10 protein-coding genes are annotated in these 12,593 nt (G+C 77.8%); all 10 read left to right on the forward strand.

Annotation, left to right across the window (positions count from 1 at the left end; genetic code table 11):
• Window positions 1-284 precede the first annotated feature (284 nt).
• Entirely contained in the window at window positions 285-2,789 is a 2,505-nt protein-coding gene (locus tag KVT14_RS22685; RefSeq protein WP_254631296.1) for a hypothetical protein, read from the forward strand.
• Entirely contained in the window at window positions 2,786-3,838 is a 1,053-nt protein-coding gene (locus tag KVT14_RS18750; RefSeq protein WP_217617057.1) for an HAD-IIA family hydrolase, read from the forward strand. Before KVT14_RS22685 ends, KVT14_RS18750 begins: the two co-directional genes overlap by 4 nt.
• Window positions 3,839-3,970: 132 nt before the next feature.
• Entirely contained in the window at window positions 3,971-4,114 is a 144-nt protein-coding gene (locus KVT14_RS18755; protein WP_168216818.1) for a hypothetical protein, read from the forward strand.
• A 5-nt stretch (window positions 4,115-4,119) separates the two neighbouring features.
• Window positions 4,120-4,980, forward strand: coding sequence for a TlyA family RNA methyltransferase (locus tag KVT14_RS18760; protein WP_217617058.1), 861 nt, complete (start codon window positions 4,120-4,122; stop codon window positions 4,978-4,980).
• Entirely contained in the window at window positions 4,977-5,888 is a 912-nt protein-coding gene (locus tag KVT14_RS18765) for an NAD kinase (protein WP_217617059.1), read from the forward strand. Before KVT14_RS18760 ends, KVT14_RS18765 begins: the two co-directional genes overlap by 4 nt.
• A 15-nt stretch (window positions 5,889-5,903) precedes the next feature.
• Window positions 5,904-7,634 carry a DNA repair protein RecN gene (gene recN, locus KVT14_RS18770; protein ID WP_217617060.1) on the forward strand — a complete coding sequence of 577 codons (1,731 nt, stop codon included), beginning with the start codon at window positions 5,904-5,906 and terminating at the stop codon, window positions 7,632-7,634.
• Between the two features lie 6 nt (window positions 7,635-7,640).
• A complete protein-coding gene (gene steA / locus KVT14_RS18775; RefSeq protein WP_217617061.1) occupies window positions 7,641-8,831 on the forward strand; it encodes a putative cytokinetic ring protein SteA in 1,191 nt (396 codons plus the stop codon).
• A gap of 73 nt (window positions 8,832-8,904) precedes the next feature.
• On the forward strand, window positions 8,905-9,966 hold the full coding sequence (locus KVT14_RS18780; protein WP_217617062.1) for a copper transporter: 1,062 nt from the start codon (window positions 8,905-8,907) through the stop codon (window positions 9,964-9,966).
• A complete protein-coding gene (locus tag KVT14_RS18785) occupies window positions 9,963-10,919 on the forward strand; it encodes a hypothetical protein (protein WP_217617063.1) in 957 nt (318 codons plus the stop codon). The genes KVT14_RS18780 and KVT14_RS18785 overlap by 4 nt, the downstream gene beginning before the upstream one ends.
• Window positions 10,916-12,593 (forward strand): murein biosynthesis integral membrane protein MurJ (gene murJ / locus KVT14_RS18790; protein ID WP_217617064.1); only part of this gene is annotated, 1,678 nt, incomplete at its 3' end. The genes KVT14_RS18785 and murJ, both read left to right, overlap by 4 nt.

Genomic DNA, 12,593 nt, shown 5'->3' on the forward strand with positions numbered 1-12,593 from the left:
CCCTCGCCGCGTCGGTGATCGCTGGTTTCTCGGGAGAGTGACCCTCAGCCGCGACGCACGCCGTCGGCGGTGTGCGCCTCCGGGTATCGGCGCGCGCGGAGATGGCCCGGGGCTCCCGGGCGCCGAGTCTCCGCCGGCGGACTGTGAGGATCGCCACCGCCGGAGGCACCGTCCGGAGACTCGGCGGCCAGCGCGCCGCTCGGGCCCTGCCGCACGGTCGATGCGGGGTCTGCGGGTCGTGGATGAGACCATGGTCGGCGGTCGAACTTGAGGAGCAGCAGGACATGAGCAGCGACGAGCGCGGGACGCGTTCGGCGGACGAGAGCGGGCGTCGCAGCGGCGGCGTCAGCCGGTACGGCAACCGGGGCGCCGCGCGCTCCACCGACGGCGAGCGCCCGTCGCGCGCCCCTCGGGTCGCGGGGCAGCGGCGCAGCGGCGGCGACGAGCGCGGGTGGCGGTCGGCCGTCGAGCAGAGCGGTACCGCCGGCGCGCGGGGGAGCTCCGCGCGGGCCGGCGATCGTGACGCGCGCACGGACCGCCGGGACGAGGGCGCGCGCGGCTACGGTGGCGACCGCCGGTCCGCCGGCGACCGTCCTCGGTCCGAGGGCGGGCAGCGTCCCCAGGGTGGCGCGCGCGACAGCCGCTCGGCCGGGGATCGGCGTCCGTCCGGTCGTGGTGAGGGCGAGCGCTCGGGCGGGTACCGCTCGGACCGCGGCCCGGCACGCGACGGCGGCCGGTCCGGCGGCTACGGGTCCGATCGTGGCGACCGCTCCGGCGGCTACCGCGCGGACCGCGGCGGTCGTGCCGGCGGCTACGGCTCGGACCGTGGCGACCGTGACGGTGGGGCACGCTCCGACCGCTCGGGTGGGTACGGCGCCGACCGGGGCGGCGCCCGCCCGGAGCGGGGTGGTGCGCGTCCCGAGCGTTCCGGCGGGTACCCCGCGGACCGCAGCGGCTTCCGGTCCGACCGTGGCCCCGCGCGGGACGGCGAGCGCGGCGGGTACCGCAGCGAGCGACGTGAGGGTGGCTACGGTCGCGGCGGTCAGCATGGCGACCAGCGGTCCGGCGGGTACGACCGCTCCGCCCCGCGCACGGGCGGCTACCGACGCGACGCCGAGGGCGGCGAGCGGACGGGCGGCTACCGCGCGGACCGCGATGCCTCGCGTCCCGGCGGCGCCGCACGCGGCGACCGTCCCGTCGGCGAGCGCGGCGGGTACCGCGGTGATCGTCCGGCCGGCTCGGACCGCGGGGGCTACCAGCGCGACGACCGTGGGGGTCACCGCGGTGGTCGCGACTCCGGCTCGGGTGCGACCGGCGGTGACCGGGGCGGCTACCGCCGGGACGACCGCGGCGGGCGCCAGCGCGATGACCGCGGCGGCTACCGCGGCGGTCGCGACGGCGGTTCGGGCGCTTCCGGCGGTGACCGGGGCGGGTACCGCTCGGACCGCGGCGCCCAGCAGGGCGGCGGCTACCGGGGCGGCCGGGACGGCGCGCCGTCGGCCCCCGGCGACCGCGGCGGCTACCGGCGCGACGACCGCACCGGATCGCAGGGTCAGGATCGTGGCGGCTACCGGCGCGACGACCGGGGTGACCGGGGCGGCTACCAGCGCGATGACCGCGGGGGCTACCGCGGCGGCCGCGACGCGGGCCAGGGTGCGTCGGGCGGCCACCGGCGGGACGACCGCGGCGGCTACCAGCGCGACGACCGCGGCGGGTACCGCGGGGCACGCGACGACCAGGACCGCGGCGAGCGCGGCGGGTACCGGGGCGATCGCGACGGCGGCCGCGGGTTCGACCGCGGTGACCGCGGTCCCCGGCACGACGGCGACGACCGCCGCCCGAGCCGCCCCCCGCAGTCGGTGCGCGAGTACGGCCCGGAGATCCCCGAGGACGTCGAGTTCAGCATGCTCGACCGCGAGGTCCGGGCCCGGCTGCGCACGCTGAGCAAGGACAACGCGTGGGCGGTGGGCCGGCACCTGGTGATGGCCGGACGGCTCATCGACCAGGACCCGGAGCTCGCCTACGAGCACGCCCAGGCGGCGGTGCGGCACGGCGGCCGGGTGGACGTGGTGCGCGAGGCCGCCGGCCTGGCGGCGTACCGGACCGGTCGGTTCGCGGAGGCGCTGCGCGAGCTGCGCACGGTGCGGCGGCTGAACGGCTCGTCGGAGCACCTGGCCGTGATGGCGGACTGCGAGCGCGGCCTCGGCCGCCCGGAGCGCGCGATCGCCCTGGCCGCCTCTCCCGAGGCCGAGGACCTGGACACGACGACGCGGGTCGAGCTGGCGATGGTGGTCAGCGGGGCGCGCCTCGACATGGGCGACCCGGACGCGGCGATCGCCGCGCTGTCCGGCATCGGCTCGGGTCCCGTGCGGACGCTGCTCGCGGCGCGCGTGGTGCAGGCCCGGGCGGATGCGCTGCGTGCCGCCGGTCGTGGCGCCGAGGCCGACGAGGCCGAGGCGACGGTGCCCGCCGCCCTGCTCGCGCAGGTGCAGGGCACGGACGAGGACGACGACGTCGTGGTGTTCGACCTCGACGAGGACGGGGACGAGGGCGGCCTCGAGGACGACGCCGAGGTGGCGGACGACGGGTCCGACGACCTCGACGGATCCGACGCGGCGGACCTCGACGCGGCCGCTCCCGACGCCGGGACCGGCGACGCGGGGTCCGGCGACGCGGGGTCCGACGACGACGCGCCCGCGGAGGAGTGCCCGGCCGACGCCGACGCCACCACCCCGGCCGACACCCCCGACGCCGCCCCCGCGGGCGACGAGGACACGGAGGACGAGTGACCCACGCACGGCTCCTCGGCAGCGCCACCCCGCTCGCCGAGGCCTACGACCTGGCCCTGGTCGACCTGGACGGCGTCGCGTACCGCGGCCACGAGCCCATCGACGGCGCCGCCGCCGGGCTCGCGGGCGCCCGCGCGGCCGGCATGCGTCTGGTGTTCGTGACCAACAACGCCTCCCGCGAGCCGGAGTCGGTCGCGGACCAGCTCACCTCGCTGGACATCCCGACGCAGCCGAGCGACGTGCTGACCGCCGCGCAGGCCTGCGCGGCCCTGCTGGCGACCCGCCTGCAGTCGGGCGCGAAGGTGCTCGTGGTCGGCGGCACGGGCCTGGTCACCGCGGTGCGCGAGGCGGGCTTCGAGGTGGTCACGTCCGCGGACGAGCACCCGGAGGCCGTCGCCCAGGGGTTCGCCCCGGAGCTCGGCTGGGCGCAGCTCGCCGAGGCCGCGTACGCGGTGGCGGGTGGCGCGTGGTTCGTCGCGAGCAACCTCGACAAGAGCCTGCCGACCGCCCGGGGTTTCGCGCCGGGCAACGGCGCGCTCGTGGGCGCGGTGCAGGCGGCGACGGGCGTGGTCCCGGACAGTGCGGGCAAGCCGGCGTCGACGATGTACGAGATCGCGGTCGAGCGGCACGGCGCCCGCGCGGCGCTGGTGGTGGGCGACCGCCTGGACACCGACCTGGCGGGCGCCCGCACGGGCGGGTTCGCGGGGCTGCACGTGCTGACCGGCGTGAGCACCGCGCGCGACGACGTGCTCGCGCCCGCGGGCCTGCGCCCGCACTACATCGCGGCGGACCTCGGTGGCCTGCTGGTGCCGCACCCGGAGCCGGTCCGGGCGGCCGAGGACTGGTGGACCTGCGGGGCCGCCGCTGCCCGGGTCGCCGGGGGCCGGCTGGAGCTCGGCGGGGACCTGCCCGCCGGGGTCGACCTGGTGCGCGCGGCCTGCGCCGCGGCGTGGGCGGCCGTGGACGCAGGCGAGCACCTGGACGAGTCGACGGTTCCGGACCTGCGTGTCACCCCGGAGGACGCCGCGGGCGTGGGCGCCGGCCGGTAACCTGGCCGGCAGCGCAGGGGAGCAGCAGCACCAGGACACGTGGAGAACCAGCCAGGGGGGCGCGGCGGGGCCGGCAGGCCGGTCCGTCGCGAGCTGGCGGCAGCCGCCGCGGGCGGAGTGGGGAGTGGAGCCGTGGAGCCGACGGGCGACCAGGCGGTGGACCAGGCGGTCGTGCGCCTGACCGAGGTCACCGAGCTCACGTTGCGTGAGCAGCTCGCCGTGTTCGACGCCGTGCACACGGCCCTGCAGGACCGGCTCGCCGACGCGGAGGGCTGAGGCGGGTGCCGACACGTGTCGACGCCGCCCTGGTCCGTGACGGGCTCGCCCGGTCGCGGAAGCACGCGGCCGAGCTGATCGCGGCCGGCCGGGTGACGGTCGACGGCGCCCCGGTGCGCCGTCCGGCGGCGCCGCTCGGTGATGACCAGCGCGCTCGGGTCGAGCCGGACCCCGACGGCGCGCCCGCCGACGACTGGGCGTCCCGCGGCGCCCACAAGCTGCTGGGCGCGCTCGAGGTGTTCCGGGACGTCGAGGTCGTGGGCCGCGACTGCCTGGACGCGGGCGCGAGCACGGGCGGGTTCACCGACGTGCTGCTGCGCCGCGGCGCCCGGCGTGTGCTGGCGCTGGACGTCGGGCACGACCAGCTCGTCGACCGGCTGCGCGCCGACCCGCGGGTCGAGGTCCGCGAGGGGGTCAACGTCCGGTACCTCGCCCCGGCCGACGTCGACCCGGCGCCGGGCCTGGTGGTGGCGGACCTGTCCTTCATCTCGCTGACCCTGGTGCTGCCGGCACTCGCCGCGGTCGCGGCGCCCGGCGCGGACCTGCTGCTCATGGTGAAGCCGCAGTTCGAGGTCGGCCGGGAGCGGCTGGGCTCCGGCGGGGTGGTGCGCAGCGCCGAGCAGCGGGCGCAGGCGGTGCTGGCCGTCGCCGCGGCCGCGGAGCAGCACGGGCTCGTCGTCGCCGGCGTGGCGCGCAGCCCGCTCCCGGGGCCGAGCGGCAACGTGGAGTACTTCCTGCGGCTGCGCCGCGGTCCCGAGACAGCCGGGGGCGCACCCCGCACGCACGACACCGGCGCCGCCCTCACCGGCGACGCCCTCGCGGCCCGGGTCCGGGCCGTGGTCACCGAGCAGGAGGAGGGCGCATGACCAGCAGGCGGGTCCTGGTCGTCACGCACAGCGGCCGGGCGGAGGCCGTCACGGCCACCGAGGAGGCCGCCGCCGCGCTGGAGGCCGCCGGCTTCACGCCCGTGCTCGCGGGCGAGGACGTCCCCGGCATGGCGTTCCACGACATCGAGCTGGCCATGATCCTCGGCGGCGACGGCACGATCCTGCGCGCCGCGGAGCTCGCGCGCGGCGCCGGCGTCCCGCTGCTCGGCATCAACCTGGGCCACGTCGGGTTCCTCGCGGAGAGCGAGCGGGACGACATCAAGGAGGCGGTGCGGCGGATCGCGGCGGGGGACTACACCGTCGAGGAGCGCACGACGCTGCAGGTGCAGGTCCAGGTGCCCGGCCGCCGCGACCCGGTGACCGGCTGGGCGCTGAACGAGGCCGCGCTGGAGAAGGCGGAGCCGGCCCGGATGGTCGAGGTCGTGCTCGAGGTGGACGACCGCCCGCTGTCGAGCTTCGGCTGCGACGGCGTCGTGCTCGCGACGTCCACCGGCTCGACCGCGCACGCGTTCTCGGCCGGGGGGCCCGTGGTCTGGCCGGAGGTCGACAGCCTGATCGTCGTGCCGCTGTCGGCGCACGCCCTGTTCGCGCGCCCGCTGGTCGTCGGCCCGCGCAGCGTCATCGCGGTCGAGGTGCTGACCCGGTCGCCGTCCCCGGCGGTGCTGGTATGCGACGGCCGGCGGCGCGTCGAGGTGCCCGCGGGCTCCCGCGTCGAGGTGCGCCGGTCGCCGGTCCCGGTCAGGCTGGCCCGGCTGACGCCGGCGCCGTTCACGGACCGGCTGGTGAACAAGTTCGCGCTCCCCGTGGTCGGATGGCGGGGGCGCGCGACGGACACCCCGGCGCGCGACCGGACCGGTGCCACCCGCGCGCCGGCCGACGAGGACTGAGGAGCGGACGCGCGCGTGTTCGAGGAGATCACGATCAGCGACCTGGGCGTCATCACGGGCGCCCAGATCCGGCTGCACCCCGGGCTCACGGTCCTGACGGGCGAGACCGGCGCGGGCAAGACGATGGTGCTGACCGGGCTGAACCTGCTGCTCGGCGGCAAGGCCGACCCGGCGACCGTGCGGACCGGCGCGTCCACCGCGGTCGTCGAGGGCCGCGTCGTCGTGCCGGACGGGTCGCCGGTGCTGGAGCGGGCCGAGGAGGCCGGCGCGGCGGTCGACGACGACGGCGGGCTGCTGCTGGTGCGCACGGTGCAGGCGGCGACCGACGGCACGTCGGGCCGGTCCCGCGCGCACCTCGGCGGCCGGTCCGTCCCGCAGGCGGTGCTGGGCGAGCTCGCCGAGCAGCTCATCACGGTGCACGGCCAGCAGGACCAGGCCCGGCTGCGCTCGCCGCAGCACCAGCGGGAGGCGCTGGACGTGTTCGCGGGCGCGGCGCACTCCGCCCTGCTCGCCGAGTACCGGCAGGCGTGGGCGGAGCGCGCGCGGCTGCAGGCGACGATCGACGACCTCACCGCCCGGCGCCAGGACCTCGCCCGCGAGGCCGAGCTGCTGCGCCTGGGCCTCGCCGAGGTCGAGCGGATCGACCCGCAGCCGGGGGAGGACACGGACCTGGCGCAGGAGATCGTCCGCCTGGAGCACGCGGAGGACCTGCGCGCCGCCGCCACGGGCGCGCACGCGGCGCTGCTCGGCGACGAGGACGCCCCGGACGAGGGCGCGAACGCGGCGGGGCTCGTCGAGCACGCGCGCCGGCTGCTGGACGGCGCCGGCGGCCACGACGCCCGGCTCGCGGAGCTGCGCGACCGGGTGGCGGAGGCCGGCTACCTGCTGGCGGACGCCGCCACCGAGCTGTCGTCGTACCTGCAGGACCTGCAGGCCGACCCGCTGCGCCTCGACGCCGCCCAGACCCGCCGTGCCGAGCTCGCGTCGCTGACCCGGTCGTACGGCGAGGACGTCGCGGCGGTGCTGCGCTGGGCCGAGGAGAGCGGCCGCCGGCTGCTCGACATCGGCGACGGCGACGAGAAGGTCGCGGAGCTCACGGCCGAGCGGGACGCGCTGGACGCGACGCTCGCCGACCTCGCCGGCCGGATCGGCGCGGCCCGGCGCGAGGCCGCCGAGCGGCTCGCCGCGACCGTGTCGGCGGAGCTCGCCGGGCTCGCGATGGGCGGCGCCAGCCTCGAGGTCCGGGTCGAGCCTGCACCGGAGCTGGGCCCGCACGGTGGAGATGTCGTGGAGATGCTCCTCGTCCCGCACGCGGGCGCGCCGGCCCGGCCGCTCGGCAAGGGCGCCTCCGGCGGCGAGCTGTCGCGAGTGATGCTGGCCCTCGAGGTGGCGCTCGCCACGTCGCCGGACCGGGGCGAGCACACGCCCGGGACGTTCGTGTTCGACGAGGTCGACGCCGGCGTCGGCGGGCGCGCCGCGACCGAGGTGGGGCGCCGTCTGGCCGCCCTGGCGCGGGGTTCGCAGGTCCTGGTGGTGACGCACCTGGCCCAGGTGGCCGCGTTCGCCGACCGGCACCTCGTCGTCACCAAGTCGCGGGACGGCGCGATCACGGCGTCGGGCGTGGGCGAGGTCACGGGGGAGGACCGGGTCCGCGAGCTGGCCCGGATGCTGTCCGGCCAAGAGGAATCCGGCACGGCGCGCGCGCACGCGGCGGAGCTCCTGGAGCTGGCGGATCTGGCACGATGAACGGCGATGAAACTCCTGCCCTCGCGTAAGCGCTCCGCCGCGTCCCCCGGGGGCGAGCTCGTCGGCCCCGCCCGGGTCGACCCCCGCACCAAGTCGCTGACCAAGCGCCTGCGTCCGGGTGAGATCGCCGTGATCGACCACGTCGACATCGACCGGGTGTCGGCCGAGGCGCTCGCCGCCTGCAAGCCCGCCGCGGTGCTCAACGCCGCGCGCTCGACGTCGGGCCGCTACCCGAACCTCGGCCCGGACATCCTGGTGTCCGCCGGCATCCCGCTCGTCGACGACCTCGGGCCCGACGTGATGACCCTCCGCGAGGGCCGCACGCTGCGCGTCGAGGACGGCGCGGTCTACGACGGCGACAAGCTGGTCGCCGAGGGCACGGTGCAGACCGAGCAGACCGTGGCCACCGACCAGGCGGCCGCGCGCGAGGGCCTGTCCGTCCAGCTCGAGTCGTTCGCCGCGAACACCATGGACTACCTGCGCCGGGAGCGGGACCTGCTGCTCGACGGCGTGGGCGTCCCGGACATCACGACGACGATCGAGGGCCGCCAGGTGCTCATCGTGGTCCGCGGGTACCACTACAAGGAGGACCTGGTCACGCTGCGGCCGTACATCCGCGAGTACCGCCCGGTGCTCGTGGGCGTGGACGGCGGCGCGGACGCGATCCTCGAGGCCGGCTGGACGCCCGACATGATCGTCGGCGACATGGACTCGGTGTCCGACCGCGCGCTGCGCTGCGGCGCGGAGATCGTCGTGCACGCCTACCGCGACGGACGCGCGCCGGGCCTCGCCCGCGTCGACCAGCTCGGCGTGCCGCACATCGTGTTCCCCGCGACGGGCACCAGCGAGGACGTCGCGATGCTGCTGGCCGACGACAAGGGCGCCGAGCTCATCGTCGCGGTCGGCACGCACGCCACCCTCGTCGAGTTCCTGGACAAGGGCCGCTCCGGCATGGCCTCCACGTTCCTCACCCGGCTCCGGGTCGGCAGCAAGCTGGTCGACGCCAAGGGCGTGTCCCGGCTGTACCGGAACCGGATCTCCAACCTGCAGCTGACGCTGCTCGTCCTCGCGGGCCTGCTCGCGCTCGGCGTGGCCCTGGCCTCGACGACCGCGGGCCAGACCCTCATCGGGCTGACCGCGGCGCGCTGGGACGACTTCGTCTACTGGCTCGGGTCGCTGTTCGGCGGGTCGTCATGACGCCCGCCCGCACCCCCCGACCCGCCCCCTCCCGTGCCGCGCACGCGCCGGCACCTGATCGAGAGCTCCCGCTGTGATCGACTTCCGGTACCACCTCGTCTCGCTGATCTCGGTGTTCCTCGCGCTGGCGGTGGGCATCGCCCTCGGCGCCGGCCCGCTCGAGGAGACGATCGGCAACACCCTCACGGGGCAGGTGGACCAGCTCCGGAGCGAGCGGGACCAGCTGCGCTCCGACCTCGACGACGCCGGGTCCGACCTGGCCGCGAGCGACGCGTTCGTGGAGGCCGCGGGTACCGAGCTCGTCGCCGGCACGCTCGCGGACCGCCGCGTCGCCGTGGTCGCGCTCGGCACGGTCGACGGCGACGCGCTCACCGCGATCGAGGGCCAGCTGACCGACGCCGGCGCCACGGTCAGCGCGAACGTGGCGCTGAACGACGCCTGGTCGTCCACCGACCTGCGCTCGTTCCGCCAGGCGCTCGTCGGCAACATCTCGAGCTACCTCGACCCCCAGCCCGCCGACGACGCCACCGCGGACACCTCGCTGTCCGAGGCGCTGGTCCAGGGCCTCACCGGCGCCGACGCCGCCAACCCCGACGCGCTGAGCGCGGACGCGGCGACGCTCCTCGAGTTCATGACCTCCGGCGACTCGCCCCTCGTGACCGTCGAGGGCGAGATCAGCCAGCCGGCCGACGCGATCGTCCTGGTCGCCCCGACCGTCGCGCCCGACGCGGTCGCCACCGACGCGACGCCGGACGCCGACGAGGCCGCCGCCGTGCTGCAGTCGCAGATCGCGCTGGCCCGGGTCGCGCAGACCCGGTCCGAGGGCGCGGTCGTCGTGGACGGCCCGGTCACGGACGGCACGCTCGTGGCCACGATCCTCGGCGACGACTCCGCCGCCGACGCGCTCACCACCGTGAGCGACGGCGACACGTCCGCCGGGCAGGTCTCCGTCCCGCTCGCGCTGAACGCGCGGATCGGCGGCACGAACGGCCACTACGGCCGCGGCGGCGACCTGACGACGGTGCCCACCGCCACGACGCTGACCCCGCCGGACCGCACGCCGGTCGCGACCGGGGACGCGGGCGACGGCGACGCCGGTGCGGGCGACGCGGGCGACGCCGGGGCGCAGGGGTGAGCGTCGCGCGCCGGATCGCCGCCGCCGTCGCGGCGCGCGTGAGCACGACCGTCGTCCGCGGCCTGCTGGACGACGAGCCGCCGGGTGGCGCGCGCCTCTGGGAGCGCACCAACCACCGCGGCGAGCCGGTGAGCCTGCTCGGCGGGCCCGCGGTCGCGGCGGGGGTGCTCGTCGGCGGCCTGGTCGGCGCCCCGTCCGCCCGGGACGGCGCGGCGCTGGCCGTGGCGACCACGAGCGCAACGGCGTTCGGCCTGGTCGACGACCTCACGGAGGACCGCGAGGGCACCGTGCGCAAGGGCCTGCGCGGCCACCTCGGCGCGCTGGCCCGCGGCGAGGTCACGACCGGCGGCCTGAAGGTGCTCGGCATCGGGGCGGGCGCGCTGCTCGCCGCCGCGCTGAGCCGGCCGCACGACCGGCTGCCCGAAGGCCGCGGCGCAGCCGCCGCGGTCCGCCTGGCGGACGTGGCGGTGGACGGCGCGCTGATCGCCGCCAGCGCGAACCTGGTCAACCTGCTCGACCTGCGCCCGGGGCGCGCCCTCAAGGCCGCGGCGATCGCCGCAGCGCCGGCCGGCGTGCTCGGCGGGCGCGGCGGTGGTCCGGCCGCCGCGGTGCTGGGCGCCGCCGCCGCCGAGCTGCCCGACGACCTGGCCGAGCGGGACATGCTCGGCGACTCCGGCGCGAACGCGGTCGGCGCGGTCCTCGGCACCGTCGCGGTGCAGGGCTGCCTGCGGCCGGTGCGGCTCGCGCTGCTCGCGGGCGTCGTGGCGCTCACGGTGGCCTCGGAGAAGGTGTCGTTCACGCAGGTGATCGCCCGCACCCCGGTGCTGCGCGAGCTCGACGCCTGGGGCCGGCGACCGGCGCACGTGCCGGGGCCGGCGGGGCCGGACGCGCCGGGCTCCCCGGGCGGGTCGCCGGGCGACGGCGCCGCCGCGGGCGAGGTGCCCGGGCGGTGAGCCGCCGGGCCGTCCTGTCCGGTCTGGCGGGCGCCGCGGCCCTGATCTCGGCCGTGACGGTCGTCAGCCGGCTGCTGGGCTTCGCGCGGACGCTGGTCTTCAACAACGCGGTCGGCCTCACCGACGTCGGCGACGCCTACAACTGGGCGAACACCCTCCCGAACGTGCTGTTCGAGGTGGCCGCGGGCGGGGCCCTCGCGGGCGCGCTCATCCCGGTCATCGCCGGGCCGCTGGCGCGCGGGATGCGGGACGACGTGTCCCGGATCGCGTCGGGGATGCTCGGCTGGACGCTCGGGGGCCTCGTGCTCATCGGCGCCGTCCTCGCCGTGGCCGCCGAGCCGCTGTCCGCGCTCTCGAAGGTCGACACCGCGGCCGAGCGGGACCTCGTCACGTTCTTCATCCGGGTGTTCGCGGTCCAGCTCCCGCTGTACGGGCTCGCCGTGGTGCTGTCCGGCGTGCTGCAGGCGCAGCGGAAGTTCTTCTGGCCGGCTTTCGCGCCGGTCCTGTCGAGCCTCGTCGTGATCGGCGCGTACGCCGGGTACGGCTGGCTGCTCGCCGACGCCGGCGTGCCGCGCGGGGCCGAGGAGGCGGCGGTGCTGCCCGACGGGGCGGCGGCGCTGCTGGCGTGGGGGACGACCGCCGGCGTGGCCGCGATGGGGCTGTCCCAGCTCGTCCCGGTCTGGCGGTCCGGCGTGCGCCTGCGGCCGGCGCTGCGGTTCCCCGAGGGTGTCGCCGCCCGGGCGCGCGGGCTGGCGCTGGCGGGCATCGGCGCGCTGGTCGCGCAGCAGGCGGCCGTGCTCGTCACGATCACGCTCGCCCAGACCTACGGCGGCGACGGCGCGCTGTCGGCCTGGCAGACGATGGTGCAGCCGACCTACCTGCTGCCGTACGCGGTGCTCGCGGTGCCGCTCGCGACCAGCACGTTCCCGCGGCTCGCCGCCGCGGCGCAGCGCCCGGGCCGGTCCGGCTACGCGCCGCTCGCGGCGGTGACGACGCGGGGCGTGCTCGTCGCCGGTGCCGCCGGCGCGGCGATGCTGGCCGCGGTCGCCCCGGCCGCCACCGCGGTGTTCCGGGCGATCGGGCGCGGCAACACCGCCCTCATCGCCTCGGTCGCCGACGCGCTGACGCTGGTCGCCCCCGGGCTGCTGGGCTTCGCGCTGGTGTTCCACGTGTCCCGGGCGCTGTACGCGCTCGAGCGGGGGCGGCTCGCGGTGCTGGCCGCCAGCGCCGGGTGGGTGACCGTCGCGCTCGCGTCCTGGGTCGCCTGCCTGGTGCTGGTCCCGGGCGGCCGCGACGCCGCCGCGACCCTGCACGCGCTGTCGCTCGGCAACACGATCGGGATGGTCGTGGCCGGGGTGGCGCTGCTCGCCGTTCTGCGGGCGGCCGCGGGGGCGGAGGCCGTGGCGGGGCTGACCCGGACGCTCGCGGTGCTGGTCGCCGCCGGCGCGGTCGCCGGCGTCGCCGGCCGGTGGGTCGTCGACGCGGTGCAGGCGCTCGCCGAGGGCGTGCCGGGTGCGGTGGCCGCGGCGGCGGGCGGGGCGGCCGTGGTCGTCGTGCTGGTCGTGGGCGCGGTCGCCGTGCTCGACCGGGCGACGCTGACCGGGCTGCTGCGGCGCGGTGCGGGTGCGGGCGCCGGCGGCGGGGCGGCGGGCGACAGCGCGGCCGGCAGGCCCG

The sequence above is a fragment of the Cellulomonas sp. GbtcB1 genome (assembly GCF_019091725.1).
Classification (GTDB): Bacteria; Actinomycetota; Actinomycetes; order Actinomycetales; family Cellulomonadaceae; genus Cellulomonas.

Excerpts from the sequence above, each read along its gene's own strand:
- steA (WP_217617061.1), top strand. The coding sequence starts at position 7,641 with ATGAAACTCCTGCCCTCGCGTAAGCGCTCCGCCGCGTCCCCCGGGGGC.
- KVT14_RS22685 (WP_254631296.1), top strand. The coding sequence starts at position 285 with ATGAGCAGCGACGAGCGCGGGACGCGTTCGGCGGACGAGAGCGGGCGT.
- KVT14_RS18765 (WP_217617059.1), top strand. The coding sequence starts at position 4,977 with ATGACCAGCAGGCGGGTCCTGGTCGTCACGCACAGCGGCCGGGCGGAG.